The 20,545-nt window shown below is 59.3% G+C and carries 26 protein-coding genes and 1 tRNA gene; 10 read left to right on the top strand and 17 right to left on the bottom strand.

From position 1 onward, the window contains the following. A partial coding sequence (locus QZ522_RS10200; RefSeq protein WP_294610695.1) for a molybdopterin dinucleotide binding domain-containing protein occupies positions 1-796 on the top strand: 796 nt, incomplete at its 5' end. 90 nt (positions 797-886) lie between these two features. Here the strand turns inward: QZ522_RS10200 and QZ522_RS10195 are convergent. Continuing rightward, a complete protein-coding gene (locus QZ522_RS10195) occupies positions 887-1,627 on the bottom strand; it encodes a glutamine amidotransferase (RefSeq protein WP_294610692.1) in 741 nt (246 codons plus the stop codon). A gap of 231 nt (positions 1,628-1,858) precedes the next feature. On the opposite strand from QZ522_RS10195, the gene QZ522_RS10190 reads away from it, so the two are divergent. Together QZ522_RS10190 and lpxK are read left to right on the top strand one after the other, a co-directional pair. Then, a complete protein-coding gene (locus tag QZ522_RS10190; RefSeq protein WP_294610689.1) occupies positions 1,859-3,079 on the top strand; it encodes a glycosyltransferase N-terminal domain-containing protein in 1,221 nt (406 codons plus the stop codon). Continuing rightward, complete coding sequence (lpxK, locus tag QZ522_RS10185; RefSeq protein WP_294610686.1) at positions 3,076-4,089, top strand: tetraacyldisaccharide 4'-kinase; 1,014 nt, start codon at positions 3,076-3,078, stop codon at positions 4,087-4,089. The genes QZ522_RS10190 and lpxK overlap by 4 nt, the downstream gene beginning before the upstream one ends. Before the next feature lie 19 nt (positions 4,090-4,108). Here lpxK and QZ522_RS10180 read toward each other — a convergent pair whose 3' ends face one another. Both QZ522_RS10180 and QZ522_RS10175 read right to left on the bottom strand, forming a co-directional pair. Continuing rightward, a complete protein-coding gene (locus QZ522_RS10180; RefSeq protein ID WP_294610683.1) occupies positions 4,109-4,774 on the bottom strand; it encodes a DsbA family protein in 666 nt (221 codons plus the stop codon). 17 nt (positions 4,775-4,791) lie between these two features. Next, positions 4,792-5,301, bottom strand: a complete 510-nt coding sequence (locus QZ522_RS10175; protein WP_294610681.1) for a DciA family protein — start codon at positions 5,299-5,301, stop codon at positions 4,792-4,794. Positions 5,302-5,381: 80 nt separating this feature from the next. Between QZ522_RS10175 and mutY the strand changes: the two genes are divergently transcribed. Continuing rightward, entirely contained in the window at positions 5,382-6,443 is a 1,062-nt protein-coding gene (gene mutY / locus QZ522_RS10170) for an A/G-specific adenine glycosylase (RefSeq protein WP_294610678.1), read from the top strand. A gap of 31 nt (positions 6,444-6,474) precedes the next feature. After that, positions 6,475-7,614, top strand: a complete 1,140-nt coding sequence (locus tag QZ522_RS10165; protein ID WP_294610675.1) for an alkane 1-monooxygenase — start codon at positions 6,475-6,477, stop codon at positions 7,612-7,614. On the opposite strand, the gene QZ522_RS10160 is transcribed toward QZ522_RS10165, so the two are convergent. From QZ522_RS10160 to petA, 4 genes are all read right to left on the bottom strand, one after another. Next, positions 7,611-8,276: a cupin domain-containing protein gene (locus tag QZ522_RS10160; RefSeq protein ID WP_294610672.1), complete on the bottom strand. Its 666-nt coding sequence runs from the start codon at positions 8,274-8,276 to the stop codon at positions 7,611-7,613. The two genes, QZ522_RS10165 and QZ522_RS10160, sit on opposite strands and share 4 nt — an antisense overlap. A gap of 126 nt (positions 8,277-8,402) precedes the next feature. Beyond that, positions 8,403-9,248 carry a cytochrome c1 gene (locus tag QZ522_RS10155; RefSeq protein ID WP_294610670.1) on the bottom strand — a complete coding sequence of 282 codons (846 nt, stop codon included), beginning with the start codon at positions 9,246-9,248 and terminating at the stop codon, positions 8,403-8,405. Positions 9,249-9,264: 16 nt separating this feature from the next. After that, positions 9,265-10,587: a cytochrome b gene (petB, locus tag QZ522_RS10150; protein WP_294610667.1), complete on the bottom strand. Its 1,323-nt coding sequence runs from the start codon at positions 10,585-10,587 to the stop codon at positions 9,265-9,267. Positions 10,588-10,599: 12 nt separating this feature from the next. Further along, positions 10,600-11,163, bottom strand: coding sequence for a ubiquinol-cytochrome c reductase iron-sulfur subunit (petA, locus tag QZ522_RS10145; RefSeq protein WP_294610664.1), 564 nt, complete (start codon positions 11,161-11,163; stop codon positions 10,600-10,602). A gap of 224 nt (positions 11,164-11,387) precedes the next feature. Here petA and QZ522_RS10140 point away from each other — a divergent pair, with 224 nt between their 5' ends. Continuing rightward, positions 11,388-12,080 (top strand): outer membrane beta-barrel protein, encoded by a 693-nt coding sequence (locus QZ522_RS10140; RefSeq protein ID WP_294610661.1) that lies wholly within the window; start codon positions 11,388-11,390, stop codon positions 12,078-12,080. Between the two features lie 40 nt (positions 12,081-12,120). Here the strand turns inward: QZ522_RS10140 and QZ522_RS10135 are convergent, their stop codons facing one another. The 3 genes from QZ522_RS10135 to dapF all read right to left on the bottom strand — a co-directional run bounded on the left by QZ522_RS10135 (position 12,121) and on the right by dapF (position 14,946). Further along, complete coding sequence (locus QZ522_RS10135) at positions 12,121-12,723, bottom strand: glutathione S-transferase (RefSeq protein ID WP_294610658.1); 603 nt, start codon at positions 12,721-12,723, stop codon at positions 12,121-12,123. Positions 12,724-12,856: 133 nt separating this feature from the next. Then, a complete protein-coding gene (gene mtaB / locus QZ522_RS10130) occupies positions 12,857-14,116 on the bottom strand; it encodes a tRNA (N(6)-L-threonylcarbamoyladenosine(37)-C(2))-methylthiotransferase MtaB (protein ID WP_294610656.1) in 1,260 nt (419 codons plus the stop codon). Further along, entirely contained in the window at positions 14,113-14,946 is an 834-nt protein-coding gene (gene dapF / locus QZ522_RS10125) for a diaminopimelate epimerase (RefSeq protein ID WP_294610654.1), read from the bottom strand. Before dapF ends, mtaB begins: the two co-directional genes overlap by 4 nt. Positions 14,947-15,187: 241 nt before the next feature. Here dapF and QZ522_RS10120 point away from each other — a divergent pair. Continuing rightward, a tRNA-Lys gene (locus QZ522_RS10120) sits at positions 15,188-15,263 on the top strand. A gap of 653 nt (positions 15,264-15,916) precedes the next feature. Here QZ522_RS10120 and QZ522_RS10115 read toward each other — a convergent pair. The 7 genes from QZ522_RS10115 to QZ522_RS10085 form a co-directional block, all read right to left on the bottom strand. Then, positions 15,917-17,119, bottom strand: coding sequence for a hypothetical protein (locus QZ522_RS10115; protein WP_294610652.1), 1,203 nt, complete (start codon positions 17,117-17,119; stop codon positions 15,917-15,919). A 6-nt stretch (positions 17,120-17,125) separates the two neighbouring features. Next, a complete protein-coding gene (locus tag QZ522_RS10110) occupies positions 17,126-17,431 on the bottom strand; it encodes a hypothetical protein (protein WP_294610650.1) in 306 nt (101 codons plus the stop codon). 183 nt (positions 17,432-17,614) lie between these two features. After that, positions 17,615-18,049, bottom strand: coding sequence for a hypothetical protein (locus QZ522_RS10105; protein ID WP_294610648.1), 435 nt, complete (start codon positions 18,047-18,049; stop codon positions 17,615-17,617). Between the two features lie 132 nt (positions 18,050-18,181). Beyond that, on the bottom strand, positions 18,182-18,391 hold the full coding sequence (locus tag QZ522_RS10100; protein WP_294610646.1) for a hypothetical protein: 210 nt from the start codon (positions 18,389-18,391) through the stop codon (positions 18,182-18,184). Continuing rightward, a complete protein-coding gene (locus QZ522_RS10095) occupies positions 18,384-18,605 on the bottom strand; it encodes a hypothetical protein (protein WP_294610644.1) in 222 nt (73 codons plus the stop codon). The genes QZ522_RS10100 and QZ522_RS10095 overlap by 8 nt, the downstream gene beginning before the upstream one ends. 4 nt (positions 18,606-18,609) lie before the next feature. After that, complete coding sequence (locus tag QZ522_RS10090; protein WP_294610642.1) at positions 18,610-18,813, bottom strand: hypothetical protein; 204 nt, start codon at positions 18,811-18,813, stop codon at positions 18,610-18,612. Between the two features lie 18 nt (positions 18,814-18,831). Then, on the bottom strand, positions 18,832-19,455 hold the full coding sequence (locus QZ522_RS10085) for a hypothetical protein (protein WP_294610640.1): 624 nt from the start codon (positions 19,453-19,455) through the stop codon (positions 18,832-18,834). Positions 19,456-19,578: 123 nt separating this feature from the next. Between QZ522_RS10085 and QZ522_RS10080 the strand changes: the two genes are divergently transcribed. From QZ522_RS10080 to QZ522_RS10070, 3 genes are all read left to right on the top strand, one after another. Further along, positions 19,579-19,797, top strand: a complete 219-nt coding sequence (locus QZ522_RS10080; protein ID WP_294610639.1) for a LacI family DNA-binding transcriptional regulator — start codon at positions 19,579-19,581, stop codon at positions 19,795-19,797. After that, on the top strand, positions 19,794-20,189 hold the full coding sequence (locus QZ522_RS10075) for a Rap1a/Tai family immunity protein (protein WP_294610637.1): 396 nt from the start codon (positions 19,794-19,796) through the stop codon (positions 20,187-20,189). The genes QZ522_RS10080 and QZ522_RS10075 overlap by 4 nt, the downstream gene beginning before the upstream one ends. Before the next feature lie 61 nt (positions 20,190-20,250). Next, on the top strand, positions 20,251-20,487 hold the full coding sequence (locus QZ522_RS10070) for a hypothetical protein (protein WP_294610635.1): 237 nt from the start codon (positions 20,251-20,253) through the stop codon (positions 20,485-20,487). Positions 20,488-20,545 lie beyond the last annotated feature (58 nt).

The following is a 20,545-nucleotide window of genomic DNA, read 5'->3' as shown; positions in this document are numbered from 1 at the left end:
GGATATATTCCTGACGGAGACGGCGAACTATGCCGATGTGATCCTGCCCGCCTCGGCCTTTGCCGAAAAATCCGGCACCGTGACCAACACCAACCGCCAGGTGCAAATGGGCCGCCCCGCCCTGCCGCCCCCCGGCGACGCCCGCGAGGATTGGGCGATCACCACCGCGCTCGCCAAGCGGATCGGCCTGAACTGGACCTACGACAGCCCGGCCGATGTCTTTGCCGAGATGAAGCACAACATGCGCTCGCTCAACAACATCACCTGGGAACGGCTTGAGCGCGAGAACGCCGTGACCTACCCCTGCGATGGCCCCGATGAGCCGGGCAAGGCAGTGGTGTTCGGCGACGGCTTCCCGCGCCCGGACGGTCGCGCCCGCTTTACGCCCGCCAGCGTGATTGCGCCCGACGATGTGCCCGATGAGGATTATCCGATGATCCTGACCACCGGGCGACAGCTTGAGCACTGGCACACCGGCTCGATGACGCGGCGCTCCTCGGTGCTCGACGCGGTCGAACCCGAGGCCAACTGCTCCATGCACCCCTCGACCCTGCGCAAGCTCGGCGTCGAACCGGGTGGCATGGTCCGGCTGACCACGAAACGCGGTACCATTCTGATCATGGCCCGCGCCGATCGCGCAGTTTCGCCCGACATGGTGTTCCTGCCATTCGCCTATGTCGAAGCAGCGGCCAATATCCTGACCAACCCGGCCGTCGACCCCTACGGCAAAATCCCCGAGTTCAAATTCTCCGCCGTCAAGGTCGAGGCCGCCTCGGCACAGGTCGCGGCCGAATGACAAACGGGGGCGGATTATACCCCGCCCCCTGCTTCTTCTTGGTGAAAATACTCAAATTCCATCCTCTCCGCCACGCCGGACAGGGTGGTTCTATCCGCTATAGCGCGTGATGAAATTCCGCAATATCCGCTCAGGTGCATGCACATCCGCCGCCCGGCACATCGCAATAAGATCCTGCGCGGCCTCGGGCGGGAAATAGCCCTTGTGGCGATAGATATTGATCCGGGTTTCAAAGCCCGCGCCGTCGGCCTCGGGGTGAAACTGCGTGGCATAGACATGCTCGCCGAACCGGATCATCTGAAAGGGACAACTCGGCGCGCTGATCAAGTGCACACAGCCCGGCGGCAAGGCCTGCAACGCTTCCTTATGGCCGACAAAGGCCTGAAACGCCTGCGGAAGACCAGCCATAAGCGGATCGTCCCGCCCGGCATCAGTCAGAGTGCAATCGGCGGTGCCAACCGGCTCACCGTAGGCGGCCTTGCTGACATCCCCGTTCAGGTGCTTGCCCAGAATTCCGATGCCGTAACAACACCCGAGATAGGGAAAATCCTCTGCCGTTATCTGCGGCATCAGCGACATTACCTGCGCTTCGATCCGCGCCTCGATGGGGGATTTGTCCTCGGGTGCGTCGCTGACACAGCCCGGACCGCCCCCGACGATCACCCCGGCATAATCCGCAAGGTTCAGGTCAGGCGGCAGACCCTCCTGGTCAAGGCGAATGCGGTGCGTGCGCTCGCCCTCAAGCCCGCCTTTGCGCAGGATCGCGGCAAACTCGTCGTCGGCGGCCTCGGTTTCCGGGCGCAGTTGCAGGATCAGAAAAGGTTTGGACATGGAGGCTGGCCTTTACGAGGATGCCCCCGTGCTTGCCCCGCGAAGGCCGTCACGTCAACCCGGCAGCACGCCGCGGGATAAAAGCGCAGCCGCTTGACCCGGCGGCGCAATAGAATACCCTGCGCGAAACGCCGACAACCTCAGGGACCCCCCATGCCTCAACGCCTGCTTCTGGTCTTTGGCCGCAACCTGACTGCCGCCGCGCGCACCGAAAATCTGGGATAGCCGAAAATGAGCCGCTCGCTCAGCCTTGCGGCTTATCTCGCCTATGCCCGCCGGTCGGGCAAGCCGGGCGAGCGCCCCGCCACGCCACGCCCCGACGGGCCGGTGATCTGGGCGCATGCGGTGGATGCGGCGCGCGCCGATACGCTTGTGCATCTGGCCGAACGGCTGGCGCAACAGCGCCCCGGCGTGCATATGATCCTTACGACTGTGGGCCCGCCGCCCCAACGGCTCAAGGCCGGGGGGCCGGTGTTCTGGCAATCCCTGCCCGAAGATTCGATCCCCGCCGCCGAGGCCTTTCTTGATCATTGGGCGCCGGATATCCTTCTGTGGACCGGAGGCGATCTTAAGCCGGCGCTTCTGATCTGTGCCGACAGGGCCGCAATCCCGCGCTATCTCGTGGATGCCGACGAACCCCTGCTGGAACGCCCCGCATGGCGCTGGTTTCCGGACATGCCACGTGCGATCCTCGGCGGGTTCGAGGCGATTCTGGCCCGCTCCGAGGGCGCCGCGCAGATCCTGCGGCGCTATGGCGCGCCAGCCGGCATTATCACCGTGACCGGCCCCTTTCAGGAAGGCGCGATGGCCCTCCCCTATACCCACTCGGAACGCGAAGAGCTTGCCGTCCTGCTGCGCAGCCGCCCGATCTGGCTCGCCGCGATGATCCAGCGGCAAGAGCTTGAAACCGTGCTTAGCGTGCATCGCGACACCAGCCGCCTTGCCCATCGCAGCCTTCTGATCATCGTGCCCGACAATATCGACGACAGCCCCGCCATCCGCAAAGTGCTTGACGCGCAGGGCTGGCGCTATGTGGTCTGGTCCGAAGGCGAGCTTCCGACCGAGACAACCCAGATCATCCTTGCCGATACCCGAGGCGAAATGGGGCTCTGGTATCGGCTCGCACCGATCACCTTCATGGGCTCATCGCTGGTTTCGGGCCAATATGGCCGCGATCCCAATGAACCAGCGGCGCATGGATCGGCCATTCTTTACGGCCCGAATGTCGGTCGTTATCTGACCCGGTATTCGCGCTATGCCGAGGCGGGCGCGGCGCGGATCGTGCGTGATTCCGGCACCCTTGGTGCCGCGTTGCAGCGGCTGATTGCCCCCGATCAGGCAGCGGCCATGGCGCATGCCGCCTGGGATGTGGCATCAAGGGGCGCGGCGGTCACCGACAAGATACTTGATCTGCTGCTCGACCGGCTCGATCAATTGGAGGCAAAACGATGAAAACACCCGCGTTCTGGTTCAGGCCGCCCAAACGGCCCGGCCTCAGGGCGCGCCTGCTTGCGCCGATCGGGGCGCTTTATGCGCGCGGCACGCGGCAACGGCTGGCACAGGGCGAGGGTTGGCGCGCGCCGGTGCCGGTGATCTGCGTCGGCAATATCAACGCGGGTGGCACCGGCAAGACCCCGACCGTGCTCGCCGTGGTCTCGCACCTTCAGGCGATGGGCAAGGAACCGGTGGTCCTGTCGCGCGGTCATGGCGGCACCCTGAGCGGCCCGGTCGAGGTAGACCCGCGCACCCATACCGCCGCCGATGTCGGCGACGAACCGCTTTTGGCAGCCGCCTTTGGCCCGACCTGGATCGCCCGTGACCGCGCGGCGGGCGCACGTGCCCTTCTTTCAGACGCCGAACAAGAGGGTGAGCCGGTTGATTGCATCGTGATGGATGACGGGTTTCAGAATCCCGGCCTGATCAAGGATATCTCGATTGTCGTGGTCGATGCGGTCAAGGGCTTTGGCAACGGTCGCTGCATTCCTGCGGGGCCGCTGCGCGAGCCGGTCAAGGTCGGCATGGAACGCGCCGACCTGTTGCTTTCGATCGGGCCGCAAAGTGCACAGGAAAGGTTTGCCGCAGAATGGCGCGAGCAGATCACCGTGCCGCATCTTCGCGCAGAGCTGGAACCGCTCAAGACCGGAATGGAGTGGCAGGGCGCCAGGTTGCTCGCTTTTGCGGGCATTGGCCATCCGGGCAAGTTCTTTGCCACCCTGCGCGGCCTTGGCGCGACGCTGGCGCGCTGTGAGGCGCTTGAGGATCACCAACCCCTGACCCCCGCGTTGATGACGCGGCTTGAGCATGAGGCAGGAATCCTGAGCGCGCAATTGGTGACCACGGAAAAGGATGCCGTGCGCCTTCCGCCGGATTTCCGGCGCAAGGTTCTGACCTTGCCGGTCCGCCTTAAGCTAGAGGATTGGGGCCCCTTCGACGCGGCCCTTGCGCGTGCCGGGCTACAGTGACCCGACACGCCCCGGCCGTTTACTCGGCCAGCTTTTCTTCGATGATCGCCTTGAGGTCGGCATAGTTCATGTTGCTGTATTTCTGGCCGTTGATAACCAGCGTCGGGGTCGATGTCACATCATCGGCCTCGGCATGCTCCTGATACCACGCCACCAGCGTCTTGGCCTTTTCGCTATCGTTCAGGCAGGCCTCGATCTGGTCGGGGTTGATCCCGGCCACTTTGCCGATACGACGCAGGTTGTCGGCGATTTGCGCCGGTTCGCCATCGGTCCACTCGCGCTGTTGGGTATAGATCATGTCGGAGATGCCGAAGAATTTTTCCGGCCCGGCACAGCGCGCCACCATCGAGGCCCAAAGACCGAAGCGGTCGAAATAAACGTCACGGTAGATGAAGGTCACCTTGTCGGTATCAAGATATTCTGCCTTCAGCTCCTTGAACGGACCTTTGTGAAAATTCGCGCAATGCGGACAGGTAAACGAGGCATATTCGACGATTGTCACCTTCGAGTCCTCGGCCCCGAGTGTCATCTCGACGATGCTTGAGGTATCGACATCCGCCGCCTCTTGCGCCGAGGCCGCCCCAAGCGGCAGGTCGGCATTGGGTGTGCTCCCGGTGCTGCCCCAAAAGGCCGCACCCGTCACCACGGCAAGGCCAACAGCCCCGATTGCAATCAGTTTATTCATCATCTCACCTTTGCAGTTCAGCGTTTCGATTTCGATATAACGTTTCGCCCGAGGGATTCCAGCGCCTGGCGCAAACCTTCATCGCCGACCGGCGCTGTAAGCTGTGCGGCAGTGGCCGCTATTTCGGGCGCGGGGGCGGGGGCGGATTTGGCCTTGGGGCGATGCACAAAGTCCACCTGGCCCTCGGCAAAACCGGTGGCTGCCGTCTGGGTGATGCGCAGCCGCGAGATGGCGTTATAGCCATAGACCGCATTGACCTTTTCCCGCAGCTTTTCCTTTTGCATTTCAAGCATCGGCGCCTGTGCGCCGGTGGTCAGAATGGTCAGCGTCGCCCCCATCCCCTGACGGCCATAGGATATCTCGACCGGGCGGGCGATGGCGGCAATGTCGTCGCCCGCAATCTCGGCCCAATGTGTCAGAAGCCGCGATTGCGCAAATCCACGCGTTTCCGAGGCGCGGCGAATGCTGTGCTGAAGAAGCGACGAGGTGCGTTTGAACCCCGCCGATGTCGGCTTGCGGCTGGCCATGGGTGGACTCCTGTTCAGTCGTTCTATTTTAGGGCATGTAGCGGGGCATACCAGCCCCTAACCATTGGCAAGGATAAAACATGCGTGACACCGCCGAACCACAGGACTTGCTGCATTGGTATGATGCCAATGCACGCGATCTGCCGTGGCGGGTGGCGCCCGGCGCGCGGGCAAGCGGCGTAAGGCCCGATCCCTATCGCATCTGGCTTTCCGAAGTGATGTTGCAGCAGACCACCGTTGCGGCGGTGCGCACCTATTTCGAGCGCTTCACAGCGCTCTGGCCCACGGTCACCGATCTTGCCGCCGCCGAGGATGCGCAGGTGATGGGCGAATGGGCCGGCCTTGGATATTACGCCCGCGCCCGCAACCTGTTGAAATGTGCACGCGCCGTTGTGGACGATCACGGCGGGGTCTTTCCAATCACGCGCGAGGGCCTGCTTGGCCTGCCCGGTATCGGGCCCTATACGGCAGCGGCGATTTCCGCGATCGCCTATGACCTGCCCGAGGTGGTTGTCGATGGCAATGTCGAAAGGGTGATGGCGCGGCTGCATGACATTCACACGCCCCTGCCCACCGCCAAGCCAGAACTGACCCGCGCCGCCGCCGCCCTCACCCCCAGGGCCCGCCCCGGCGATTACGCGCAGGCAGTCATGGATCTTGGCGCCACGATCTGCACCCCGAAATCCCCGGCTTGTGGGATTTGTCCATGGATGCGCGCCTGCGCCGCGCGCGCGGCGGGCACAGAGGCGGATTTGCCAAGGAAGCTGGCCAAGAAGGAAAAGCCGACGCGGCTTGGCATCGCCTATGTGGTCCGCCGCGACGATGGCGCGCTGTTGCTGGAACGCCGCCCCGACAAGGGGCTTTTGGGCGGCATGCTGGGCTGGCCCGGAAGCGATTGGGGCGATACCCCCACCCCCGCCCCGCCGCTTGAGGCACCCTGGCGGATGCTTGACGAAGAGGCGCGCCACACCTTTACGCATTTTCATCTGCGCCTGCAGATCGCGGTTGCACAGGTCGACGCCACGACCCGGCCCGAGGTCGGGGATTTCATGCCGAAACACGCCTTTCGGCGCACGGATTTACCCACCGTCATGCGAAAGGTATTTGACCTCGCGCAAGGCGCACTGACAGATAGAGCCTAGTCTATCTGCACCCCCCGCATCGGAGCATGCCATGATCCCCGCAGCCAAGGTTTCCAGATTTCATAGCGCCCTGCCCTTTGCGGTGTCTTTCCTGCTGGTGCCTCTGGCGTTTATCGGGGCGTTTTATGGCGGGTGGACGGTCCTGCTCCTGCCGCTGATCACATGGTATTTCTTTTCCATTCTCGACGCGTTTATGGGGCTTTTCCTTGATAACGCTGATCTTGAGACCCGCGAAGATCAATTGTCATGGTACAAGGCGATCACCCTGATCTGGGCGCCGCTGCAATTTGGGCTTTTGTACTGGATGATCTGGTATGTGACCGGGCCGGGCAATGCCCACCTCTCGGTTCTGGAAACGATCATGCTTTTCTTTGGCGTCGGGGTCATCACCGGCACCGTCGGGATCAATTACAGCCACGAATTGATGCACCAAAAGGACAAGGGTGAGCGGTTCCTGGGCGATGTCCTTTTGGCGATGGTCCTCTATTCGCATTTCCGCTCCGAGCATCTTTTGGTGCATCACCGCTATGTCGGAACGCCGCGCGATCCGGTAACCGCGCGCTATAACGAGGGGTTCCACCGGTTCTTTCCGCGCGTTCTACGGGGCTGTTTCCTGTCGGCGTTCAAGGCTGAAAAGGCCATGCTGGCGCGGCGCGACAAGCCCTGGTTCGACCTGAAAAACCCGTTCTTCAAATACTGGGCGTTGCAGGGTTTCATGCTGTTGCTGGCGGGGTTGATCGGCGGATGGATCGGTCTTGCACTTTTCCTGTGGCAGGCCTTTGTCGCGATCTGGCAGCTTGAACTGGTCAATTACGTCGAGCACTACGGCCTGACCCGCAAACATCTAGGTGAGGGCAAATACGAGCATGTCAAACCCCAGCATAGCTGGAACGCGGCGCATAAGGCGTCGAACTGGTTGCTGATAAACCTGCAACGCCATTCGGATCATCACTACAAACCCGACCGCCGCTTTCCGCTTTTGCAGAATTACACCGAGGCGGACGCGCCGCAATTGCCCTTTGGCTATCCGGTCATGACCGTCGCGGCGATGTTTCCACCCATCTGGCGGCGGATGATGAACCCGCGCGTGCGTCGCTGGCGCGAAATGTATTATCCGGAAATCACCGATTGGCGCCCCTATAACAAAGCGCGCAACCCGTTGCCGCGCTAGGCCGTTACCTTGGGCAAATGCCCGGTTTTCATGTAGATGAGACAGCCCCCGTCGGAAAACGGCGCATGCTCTGACCTATCCGGGCTGCGCAGCCATGTGCCCGCCGGATAGGTGCCGTGCTCGTCCTGAAGGGTGCCGTCGAGCACAAATATTTCCTCGCCGCCCTTATGAGAATGCAATGGCGCACGCGCACCGGGGGCAAAGCGCACAAGGCGCACCTCTTCGTTGACCGCGCTGTGCAGCGGCAGGACCGAAACGCCTTCGGTATGCCCCGGCTTGAACGGGGCCTCCGTGGTGTCAGTGTGAAACTGAACCCTGTCGGATGGATCGAACTGATGCAGTTTGACCAGGATCGTACAGCCCTCTTTGGTATGCGGCGTGTGGCTCGTGCCGATCGGGTTGCGCACGTAGGTGCCCGCCGGATAATCTCCGGTTTCATCCGAAAAGACGCCCTCAAGCACGAAAAACTCTTCGCCGCCGCCATGGGTATGAGCGTCAAAATATGACTCGGGCGCAAACCGAACGATGGTGGTGGCGCGGGCCACCTCTTCGCCGATCCGGTCAAGCATCATCCGCTCGACCCCTGCCGCAGGGGATTTGACCCACTCATAGTCATCCGGCCGGATCACGACCCGCTTTGAAAAATCGGCATTGATGCGCATGTCAGCTCCTTCGGGTTAGACCCGTAACCTTGTCGGAAGGCCCCTGAAAATCAAGCCCGGCAAATGGAAAAGCCCCGCAAGCGGAACCTGCGGGGCTTTTGAATGTCATCGCTCAAAGGCGCGGGGTCAGTGGGTTTTCTTGCCCTTGATCGGCGCCCAGATGCGCTTGTTGGTGAGATAGAGCAGCACCGACAGCAGCGTGAGGAAGATCACGCCCACAAGACCGGCATGCTGACGCGCCATCATCTTGGGTTCGGCGGTCCACATCAGGAACGCGGCTACATCTTCTGCCGATTGCTCAAGGGTGGCCTCGGTTCCGTCGTCGAACTCAACGTCGTCACCCCAAAGCGGCTGACCCATGGCGATCCAGCTACCGGGGACGGTATGATGGCCATGATCGTCCTTGCAGGATTCAGGAAAACCGCCGGCGGCGAAAGCCGCGTTATAGCTTCCTGGAAAATCCTCGGGGGCGCATTCAGGCGCTTCGTGATAACCGGTCATCAGCGAATAGATGTACTCCGGGCCACCCATACCGTTGAACAGCTGGCTCATGCCAGAGCCGTAGGGGCCGTGGAAACCCGCACGCTTCTTGGCCATAAGCGACAGGTCGGGCGCGTTTTCAAGCGCCGAACCGGGGAAGTGATCGGCCGGAATCGCGGGGCGTGTATCGTCCAGCTCCTTGTCAAACACTTCGAATTGCGCGGAATAGGCACGCACCTGATCTTCGGGAAGATGCGGACCGCCCTCGTCGCCAAGCGTGCGCAGCGGGACATATTGCATCCCGTGGCAAGCCGAGCAGACCTGAGTATAGATCTTGAGGCCACGCTGAAGCTGGTTCTGGTCGAACTTGCCAAACGGCCCTTCGAACGAGAACGCAATGTCTTCGACATGCGCTTCTGCGCCTGCGGCCCATGCGCCACCGGCGGAAAGGGCCAGGGCAGTCAGCGCTGCAATGCCTGTTTTCTTGAACATTGTCCTGTGTCCTTTCTTATTCAGCGGGCGTTTCAGCTTTGCCATAATGCGCATCGAAATCTTCTTCGATGGTGGCAGGCTGAGCCTCGGGTTTCTCGATCACGCCCAGAAGCGGCAGGATCACAAGGAAGTAGGCGAACCAATACCCCGACGCGATCAGCGAGATCGTCGAATAGGGCGGCTCTGCCGGCATCGCACCGACCCACATCAGAACGACGAAGTCGATTGCCAACAGCCAGAACCACCACTTGAACATCGGGCGATACCGGCCCGAACGAACCGACGAGGTATCAAGCCAGGGCGCCAGAGCCATCACGGCAATTGCACCGAACATCGCCAGAACACCAAAGAACTTGGCATCGACAATCCCGCCGGTAATCCAGTTGGCGAACATCACCACCCAGACATCAGCGGTAAAGGCACGCAGGATCGCGTAGAACGGCAGGAAGTACCATTCCGGCACGATATGCGCAGGTGTCACAAGCGGGTTCGCTTCGATATAGTTGTCGGGGTGGCCGAGGTAGTTGGGCATAAAGCCGACGATGGCAAAGAACACCACCAGGATCACCGCCAGGGCAAACAGATCCTTGATCACGAAGTAGGGCCAGAACGACACGGTGTCCTTTTCCGCTTCGGTCTTGGAGCTGCGGCGCACGTCAACACCGGTCGGGTTGTTGTTGCCCGTGGTGTGGAACGCCCAGATATGAAGCGCAACAAGCGCGGCAATCACGAAGGGCAGCAGGTAGTGCAGCGAGAAAAAGCGGTTCAGCGTGGCATTGCCAACGGCCGGTCCGCCCAAAAGCCAGGTCTGGATCGACTCGCCGATGAAGGGGATCGCGCCGAACAGACCGGTGATCACCGTGGCGCCCCAGAATGACATCTGGCCCCAGGGAAGAACATAGCCCATGAACGCAGTGCCCATCATCGCCAGATAGATCAGCATGCCGATGATCCATGTGATCTCGCGCGGGGCCTTGTAGGACCCGTAATACAGACCACGGAAGATATGCAGGTAAACGGCCACGAAGAACAACGAGGCGCCGTTCATATGCAGATAGCGGATGAAATGCCCACCGTTCACGTTGCGCATGATATGCTCGATCGACGCAAAGGCCATATCGACCTGCGGCGTGTAATGCATCGCCAGGATGATCCCGGTGACGATCTGAAGCGCCAGACAGAAGGTAAGGACGATCCCCCAGATCCACATCCAGTTCAGGTTCTTGGGCGTGGGGATCATGATGGTGTCATAAAGAAGCCCGACGATGGGAAGGCGCGAATGCAGCCACTTTTCACCGTTCGTCTTGGGCTCGTAATGATCGTGCGGAATGCCGGACATAATTGTGTTTCCTTATCCCAGTTTGATCGTCGTCTCGTCGACGAATTCGGCCAGTGGCACCGGCAGGTTCTCGGGCGCGGGCCCTTTGCGGATCCGCCCGGCAGTATCGTAATGCGATCCGTGACACGGGCAGAACCAGCCGCCGAAATCCCCGGCGCCATCGCCGATCGGAACGCAACCAAGGTGGGTGCAAACCCCCATCTGAACCAGCCATTCACCGGCTTCGTCCAGAGTGCGGTTTTCGTCAGTGGCCGGCAGGTCGCCGGACTTGTTGCCGTTGCGCGCGATCGGATCGGGCAGGCTGTCAAGCTCAACGGCGCGACCGGCCTCGATCTCTTTTGCGGTGCGACGGCGAATGAACACCGGTTTGCCCAGCCACTTGACCGTGATCTGCGTGCCCGGCTCAAGACCGTCCACATCGACGCGAATAGAGGCAAGCGCCTGCACATCGGCCGAGGGGTTCATCTGGTTGACCAGCGGCCAGATAGCCGCACCAGCGGTGACGGCACCAGCGCCTGCGGTGGCGTAGTAGAGGAAATCCCTACGGGTGCCTTCGTGATCGTCTGCGTGGGACACGAGGTTTACTCCATTTATCAGCGCCGTTAACGGCCGCATACGGGTTTCAGGCCGCAGGATTCCCGCAACCGGTTTGCGTGGGTATTTAGCGGGGGTTTGATGGGCAGTCCAGTGCGCAATGCCGCTGATTTGATCAAGGCGCGATTGTGTCGCGCTTGTGATGCACCAAATCCGGGTATAAGTATCGCAAAAACCCGCATTTTGATACCAGAGGGCCTGTGAACATGCTGAACAAACTTAAATTCGCCGCCGCGGCGCTGTTGCTGACGGCCGCGCCAGCCGCGGCAGAACTTGAGATTAGCCTTTATACAGGTGTCCAAAACGCCGAAAGTTCGACCGACTCGGTGCGCCTTCCCGGCTCGACAACGACCGTAAAGCGGGACATCACCTGGAAAGCCAAGCCGCTGCAAAATCCGTTTTACTATGGCGGGCGGGCCACATGGTGGACCGACAAGAACATCGGCTTTGGCATTGAAGGCACCCACACCAAGGCGGTTGCCTCGCCCACCGACCGCGCCGCGCTTGGGGTCGACAAGCTGGAATTCAGCGACGGCCACAACATCGTCACAGCAAACATCATGAAGCGCTGGCCCGGCGCCTTCGTCAAAGCCCCCAAGTTCACGCCCTATGTCGGCGCGGGCCTCGGCATCGCCGTGCCGCATGTCGACATCAAGGTCACCGGCGCCTCAAGCCGCACCTTCGGCTTTGAAGCGACAGGCCCCGCCGTGCGCGGCATTGCCGGGGTGAAATATAATATCAATGACAAATGGGCGCTGTTTGGCGAATACCAGATTGTCTATTCCGACAACGATGCCACCATCGACGCCGATTCCGCCGTCCCCGGTCAGACCAACGGCAAGCTCAAGACCGAATTGCTGACCCAGGCAATCAACGTCGGCTTCAGCTACAGCTTCTGATCACCGGCTCACCAGGTTTGATCTGACAAGACGGCGCCGGTTACTTCGGCGCCGTTTTTGTCATGCTCTCGCGCTCTGAGAAAACCGCATACCAATCGGCCAGGGCCTCGTTACCCACGCGCCAGCCACGCGCATCATGGCGAAAATCAAGATAGCCCAGCGCACAGCCCATGGCGATATGGCTCATGTCCAGAGGCCCCGCCAGATGGCTCATCCAGCGGGCGTTGACCGCCGACAGGGCGCGCGATGCCTTTTGCCACTGGCCCTCGACCCAAGGGGCATATTGCATCTCTTCGGGGCGGAACCGCGCCTCGTAAGCCATCGATAGGGCCGCCTCCATGATCCCTTCGGCGGTTGCCTCCAGCGTCAGCACATCCCAAAGCCGCGCCTCGGGGTACATTTGGCCACCCGCACGCTGGTCAAGATAGCGGGTGATCACCCGGCTGTCATAAAGCGTCGGCCCATCCGCACGCACCAGCGCCGGAATCTTGCCAAGCGGATTGGCCGCCGCGGCCTGCGGATCGGTCTCCAGCGGTGTGGTGGCGACATCCACCACCTCGACATCACTCAACTGCCCGGTTTCATGCAACAATACATGAACCTTGCGCACAAAAGGCGAAAGTGGCGAGAAAATCAATTTCATGTCCGCGGCTCCTGATATTTGTCACCGCGACGTTAGGCAGGCCCCCTGCGCCTGTCCAGTGCTTGCACTCGAAACGCACCCTGCTTTCATCTTTCCATAAATACTCATGCGCGAATTCGTGCAGCGGACCGATTCAGGCTGCGGTCAACTGGGTGCCGCGCATGCCCGTAACCCTTGCCGATACGATCTGCCCCTCGGGGTGGTCGCTGTCAAAGCTGACTTCGGTAAACTGTTCGGTGCGCCCCATGCGGGGGTTTTCCATCAAAACGGCGTGGATGCGCCCCTGCTGATCCTGCAAATGGCGGGCAACCTGTGCATCGCCCGCCGCGCGCAGACGCGCCGCGCGGGCCTTGATCGCGCGCCCGTCCACCTGCGGCATCCGCGCCGCCGGCGTGCCGGGGCGCGGCGAATAGGGAAAAACGTGCAGCCATGTCAGGTCGCACTGCTCAACAAGCCGCAGCGAGTTTTCGAAATGCGCTTCCGTCTCGGTCGGAAATCCGGCGATGATGTCGGCCCCGAATGTCATCTCGGGGCGCAGCTTGCGCGCCTCCTCGACAAAGCGAATCGCATCCTCGCGCAGGTGGCGCCGCTTCATCCGCTTGAGGATAAGGTCATCACCGTGCTGAAGGCTGAGATGCAGATGCGGCATCAGGCGAGGTTCGGTGGCAATCGCCTGCATCAGATTTTCATCGACCTCGATCGAATCGATGCTGCTGATCCGCAACCGCGCCAAATCCGGCACCAGCTTGAGGATTCGCATCACCAGGTCCCCAAGCTTCGGCGCGGCCGGAAGATCGGCACCCCAGCTTGTCAGATCGACCCCGGTCAGCACCACCTCATTATAGCCCGCGCCGACAAGCCGCTTGATCTGATCGACCACAACCCCCGCCGGAACAGAGCGCGAATTGCCCCGCCCGAACGGGATGATGCAAAAGGTACAGCGATGATCACAGCCGTTCTGGACCTGGACATAGGCGCGGCTGCGGCTTCCGAACCCGTCGATAAGGTGGCCTGCGGTCTCGGTCACCGACATGATGTCGTCGACCAGAACCCGCTCTGTCTCGCCGATGAAATCGGCCGCAAGCCTGCCCCAGGTGCCCGGCTGCATCTTTTCGGTATTGCCGATGACCGCATCCACCTCTGGCATGGCGGCAAAGGTGTCCGGCTCGGTTTGGGCGGCGCATCCGGTCACGATCAGGCGCGCCTCGGGGTTTTCGCGTCGCAGGCGGCGGATTTCCTGGCGGGCCTTGCGCACCGCCTCGGAGGTCACGGCGCAGGTGTTGATCACCACCGCATTGCCAAGACCGGCCTGGCCAGCAAGCTCTTTCATCGCCTCGGTTTCATAGGCGTTCAGGCGACAGCCGAGCGTGGTGAATTTGGGCGCCCCTCTCATGAATGAGCCGCCAGAAAAGCGGGCGTCAGGACACCGCTGGCCACATGACAGGTCGCCCCGGTCATCCAGACGCCATCGCTGCGCCACTCGACATCAAGCGTTCCGCCATCAAGGTCGATCCGCACCTTGCGCCCCGTCAGCCCCCGGCGCGCCGCCGCAACCGCCGTCGCACAGGACGACGATCCCGAGGCAAGCGTCACGCCGACGCCTCGCTCCCATACCCGCATCCGAAGATGGTTTTCGCCGACAAGGCTCGCCACCTGCACATTGGTGCGTTCGGGATAAAGCGGATGATGCTCATAGCGGGGGCCGAATTGTTCAAGCGGTATCGCCTCGGCATTTTCAACGAAAAAGGTGCAATGCGGGTTACCCATGCCGGTAGCGGTCGGACCGCCCTCGATCGGCAATTCGAGCGTGTCCATGTCTTCGGCCAGCGGAATCTCGTGCCAGTCAAGCTGTGGCGGCCCCATATTCACCGAAGTCAGGCCATTCCCGGCATCCACCGCATAAAGATCGCCGCGCGCCGTAGTCAGGTGAAGCCGCACCTTCCCTGATTCGTCCATCAGGTGGCGCGCGATACAGCGGGTCGCATTCCCGCAGGCCGCCGAGGTCGAACCATCGGCGTTGTAAAAGGTCAGATGCGCATCGCCTGCGCCTGTCCCGATCACCGCAAGCTGGTCGAAACCGATTCCCTTGTGGCGATCAGCGATTCCCATGACAAGCCCCGGCGGCAAATCAATGCCCTGCGCGCGCGCATCCAGCACGACAAAGTCGTTTCCAAGCCCGTGCATTTTCATGAAGGGCAATCCGCTATGGCGATAATCGGTCATTTGCGGGCATATAAACCCAGCCGCCGGACGAATCCAGCATATCCCACGAATAACTTGCACTTTCGGGGTTGACCCCCTGCACAGCACTTTCTAGATACCGCCTCACGCATGGCCGTTCGCCGCGTTGGACAACCAGCCGACGCATTTGGAACATGCCATGGCATCTTAGCTGTTTGCGCTCCTCGCGCTTTTCGGTTTAAGACAGCACGATAGACGGCTTTAAACCCGTCACATATGGTGAGAGCCGGTAGCTCAGCTGGTAGAGCAACTGACTTTTAATCAGTAGGTCCAGGGTTCGAACCCCTGCCGGCTCACCACTTTACTCAAGTTTAATCAAATACTTAGATGGAGCCGCCCGAACGGGAACCGCCTACGACCGCCGCTTTGGGGGACATATGGGGGACAAAGCAGCCTGTTTGGGTGAGATATACGCTATTCAAGCCCCTTCACATTCCGGTTGACCGAAGCACCAGTCAGTTCCGAAAAATTGATTCTAATTATTCGATTGGTGGAATTGATATTTGATCAATCGGCGCTGCCAATCGCACTGGCGGGGTGACCGCTCAGACCGGCGCGATTCAAAAAAACGGAAAAAATAAAATAGAGGCCGGAAATTTGGAGGCGCGATCAATCTATCCTGACCGTCTGGCTCCCATCGTCCACTGCGAGGGCGAAAGCGTGGTGTTGCGAAAAGCCCGGTGGGAAGGCTATGCCCGTAATTCTGATAGAACCCGAAGAATGGGAAGCGTGGCTAAGGGCACCTTGGCCGGAAGCGCAAGAACTCCAGGGGCCATTGGGAGGCCAGTTGGAGCAGATAGTCGAATGATGCTGGAGGTTCTATCTCGTAACGGGTTGCCCCCCCCTTGAGATAGCCTCCCAAAGCTACACACACTCTCTCATTGTCATAAATGGGGATCAACAGGGCCATTGGCTGAAGTATTGAAGATCAGTTTGGCGAGGCAATTCTACACTATAAAAGGATGACAAGGATGTACCAACACGCTGCACCGAAAGTTATGCTGATGAGTGCGTTCGCAATGATGTAGTATCGAAGCCTAAATGCCTGAAGCAACCTAGTTGCCCAACGTACAATTTCGTTGTCTGATGGATCAACTCGATGTGTTAGAAGCGACCATATAAAAGAAATCAAGAACGTGATTGCTGCGACAAAAAAGGGGTTAGCGGCTGAAAATTCTGCCAGCCAAAGGATTGAATCGTTAACTTCAGGGCTAAAATCTTCTTCATAGCGCGCTAAGAAACTTGCCGAAGCGATAAGACCAAACAGCGCAAAGAAGAAATTTCTAAAAGTCTCAATTCGCGACAATCGTTTCTGGTCGAAATGCTTAATTTCTTCCCGTGAAACTTGAAGCGATTGTTCTAAGTCTTTCGCGTTATAGCTCCTCGGCGAGCCAAGGTTCTTTGAGTAACACCGCTCGAACGACTTGGCATAAGCTAAAATTCCAGACGCCCTGAACAATGCCTTTTCGTTTCTGAACCTTTTGTACCTAATTATCGCGCGATACAGGTCGTGCTCTGTAGAATAAATCCATTGCGTATCACTAGACTCTACACGATGAACCTCCGTTATGGCATCGTGTTTTGGCTCATGATGCTGATGTACATGCGCGATGTCCTTGAGGAAGTAGAAAGCTTGGTTAGCTAGCAAGTGATCTAAACTTGCGCTATCGGTATTTGCTTCTGTCGCCGAATTATCCGTCTCGATTTCTACGTGCCCGCCCCGCTCAAGCCGAAATTTTGCGGTGAAACAAACGCCCTTAGAGCAAACTTCTTCAATCTTGCCACGCGAGGCGCCTGCCATGAAATCTGTGAATTGTGCTCTAATCAATTTTCCGACGCCTGGGCTCACTGCGTCGGATATCATTAGTATCTTTCCAGTGCACTCGTCGCCGCTTTCGGCAGTTTCAGCCAACAGAACAAACGAGAATTTTCCGCTAATGCCCAGAACCCAGTTAGCGATGTGTTCGCGGAAAAAGGCAACGATTTTCGCGTCATCTGCGTACGGCACTAACACGTCCAACAAGTCCCGGCGCTGATACACCGCATAACCGCCTGCTGTATCACGCCGTAGCGACTTAGTTGGAAACGACCCACAACCAATTGTCGTGAAGGACAGATTTCCGGTTACTGTTGGGACCCAGCCAGAATAATGCATTAACTTCTAGACGCGTCGTCCGATTACATCATCTACAGCTTCACGGCTGAGTCTGTGTTGAGGTTGGAGCTTACGAGTCTTGATGCAAATCGCTAAGCCGTGGCTGGTGCGCGTTTCTCCGTCCTTCGGGTAGGTGCCAAAATCACCTGCTGCGACTTTAAAAACGTTGTTGCTTGGCATGCAGGACTTATTTGCATCGTATGCTTGACGCCCCCAAAAACCCGCACGAAAAGTAACAACAGCGAAGTAGAGCGCAAATACCCCACAGGCAACACCTGCTACTGTAAGCGTAATCTCGTATACAAACGACATTTCCTCACTCCGACTCATTGCGGCCGGGACTCTGCCCGACCGCCTATGAATTCAAATCTAATACGAAAGCCCATTGTTTGTAAAGAAGCGGCAGTTTGGGCTGATTTTATACACTACCAGAGCCTAACAGCCCGACCTCGCCACCACCAACGGCGGATCGGGCGGGAACGACCGAATATCGAACTAGGTAAAGCGCGTGCCATCGGGGTTGCACTTGTTGCCCCATGACAGGCCCTGTGCACCCCGCCGGATCAATGCGGCCCGGAAGGCGTTTAGGTCGATCAGATACCAGCTATCAATTGCTGTCTGCGAGGTGTTGGCGTGACCGTAGAAAAGCCAATCGCCCTTGCCGTTCACTATCTTGGATAGCTCGGTTTCTGCCCCGCTGGGGACGCGAGAGCGGATTGTGAACTGATAGGGGAAGCGGTCGGCATATCCCGGCCTGCGCACCCGTGCGGCAATCCGCATGTCGCGGGCATCAAGCATCAGAAGATCCGTTGCGTGTTGCATGTCCAGAAGGGCCGGGGCAGCTTCCAGAAGGTGACAGCCAACTATGCCCTTGATCTGGGGCAGAAAGCGGTCTGACCAACTGCGATTTATGTCGTAGTGAAACGTCATGGGGTTACGACACGGCAGGCGCTGGGTACATGCGCCCTGATCGCATCGAGCGTCGATCAGCGGAAATCGGAAACGAAAACGGACGGCCCACGAACCTGCGGGCCGTCCCTGAGCGTGCCTGTGTCTCAGGCGTCAGCGATCACCCCCTTTCGCGCCCAATGCCTCCACACCATCCATGATCTCGCCAGACATGCGCACAGCAAGCTCCAGAACACGATCCAGCCCTTTCCAGTCGAGGCCCGATGTTTCGTTTTCCTCAGCCGCCAGTGCGCAACGCAGAAGCGAATGCAGATCAGCGGCCTTGCTGTAGAGGTCGGGTTCCTTCCGGAGTTGATCAAGCATTGGACATGCCTCTGCGTTGGGTATCTGAGAGACACTGCAAAGCATCGCTCAGTTGGTTCATCATCCCTTCCGCGACTTCTGCAACCGCAACGCGGGCGTTACTGTGGCCATTGTTGTCGAGGTGATTTACGCCCTCCATTACGCCGCACAGCATGATCGAATAATGCTCGCAGTCGGAGAGCGTGGCGTCTTTGGGTAGATTTGGGTATTCCATTGGTTTATTCCCCATCTTTGATTTTGATCTGGTCGAGCGCCTCGGCAAGCACTTTGGCGCGATCAAGGGCTGCGACGGTCACGGCCACGCGGGCGCTGTCAAACTGTTTGCCCTCGTTGCTCATCAGGCTGATGCCATCGAGCATTTCCGCCAAGATGACTGCATCGCTCTGGCAGTCTCGGATTGCTTGGGCTGCGTTGGTTGCCATTTGGATTTCCTCCTGAGGTTAATGGATGGCGTATTCATGCACTGTGCCGTTCACCGCGATCCGCGAAACAGTTTCGAGGTTCACAGAGCGCGGCGCGGCGGCTTCCGTATCCCATACGGGCATAAGGTTTGGATGACGGGCCGCGCGGGTCTTCACGGCCTTCTGAGCGGCCTCACAGGCGGCATCGCCCTTCACATGGTATTTCAGCTTGGCGGGCTGGACACGCATCACGCGGCGCGTTCCGTCCTTCTTGGTGAAGATGACAGTGGCAAACCGGCCCTCTGCGCTGGCGATGAGCGCGCGCTTTTGCTCCAGTTCAGCGGCGGCGCGTTCGCGCTGCTTGGCGACGTGGCAGGCCGCGCGCAACTCGGCAAGGCGCTGAATGCCCTCGTGGCCCAAGGTCGAGCGGTTTTCCATGCAGGTGATTTCCGCCTTGATCTCATCCACCGGACGGTTTGCCAAGGCTTCGCGCCTGCGCTGGGCCTGTGCGGCCATCACGGCAACACGCACCTCTGCCTTGGCTGTTCCCCATGCCGATTGAAGGGCGCGGGACAGGAGGGCGGGAAGCGTTTCGCCGTTGCCCTGAAACCGGCGAACGATCACCCAGGCGGCTTTCATGATTTCTGCGCGGTCGTACTTCATGCTGCTAACCCTGTTGCTGTTTTACTTACCTTGTATTAAGTATAGGTACAGGGTTGGCACATTGTCAATACACTGTATGCAAAATAACATACGAGGTTAGCAGTGACGCCAGCACAATTGAGAATGGCCCGCAACGCATTGAGGATTGGAACACGTGAACTGGCGGAAATGGCCGGTGTATCTTTCACGACAATTAGTCGCTTTGAGACGGAAAAAGGCGGGCTGCAGCATGCAAGCGCAGAGGCGATAAGAAAATCGCTCGAAGAACATGGCATCCAGTTCCTGGATGACGGTCAGGTTGCCTCAGGGCCAGGGGTGGCGTTGAAGAGCGATAGCCAATGATCAGGGTTATTCGAGCATCGCTGTTCTACGGCCTATTCTGCGTGGCGACGGCTTCCCATGCTCAGCAAATCAGTGGCAATGAGCTTCTGGAAACCTGTAAGAGCGAAAACCAAGTCATGGCCGGGTTTTGTATTGGCTACATCATAGGATATTCAGAGGGCGCGCCTTGGGGAGCGACGTTAGCGATTGTTCAAGCCACCGAAGACGCGGATACAGATAGATTAAACAAGCTGGCTAGTTTCGCCACGGGAAGCTGCGTTCCCTCAGAGGCTTCAAATGAACAACTACGAGATGTCGTTATAAAACATATGCAAAACAACCCAGAAACACGTCACACCAGCGCGCGAACCTTGATCTGGACAGCCTACAGCGAGGCTTTTCCATGCGAATAGCGCGACTCATACCCTCGAAGAACTGAACACCCAGTTCCACGATGATCCGGAAGAACAGCATATGACCGGAAAAATTCTTTCCCTCGCATTTCTTGGGCTATCCTTCGCATTCGGTTACTTCTGGTACGCCCAGTATTTCAGATGGCTCAGCTGTTTCAACGAACTGGGCCGCTGTTTCGATGCGGGGTCGGGCGTCGTCTATTTGGAGCAATCAGGACCTGCATGGCTCTCGCTTGCCGTTATCGCATTTGGAACTTCCCTGTATCTCTTCTGGCGGGCGAGCAAACCAAAACGGTAGTCTGGGTTGTCCGTCGTCATATAAAATGGAACATCAGAGCGGCTTGAGCATTGGAGGC

The organism is uncultured Roseovarius sp. (assembly GCF_913054395.1).
Classification (GTDB): domain Bacteria; phylum Pseudomonadota; class Alphaproteobacteria; order Rhodobacterales; family Rhodobacteraceae; genus Roseovarius.
Note: the sequence above shows the minus strand (reverse complement) of the source record. Positions and strands in the feature narration are given on the sequence as shown.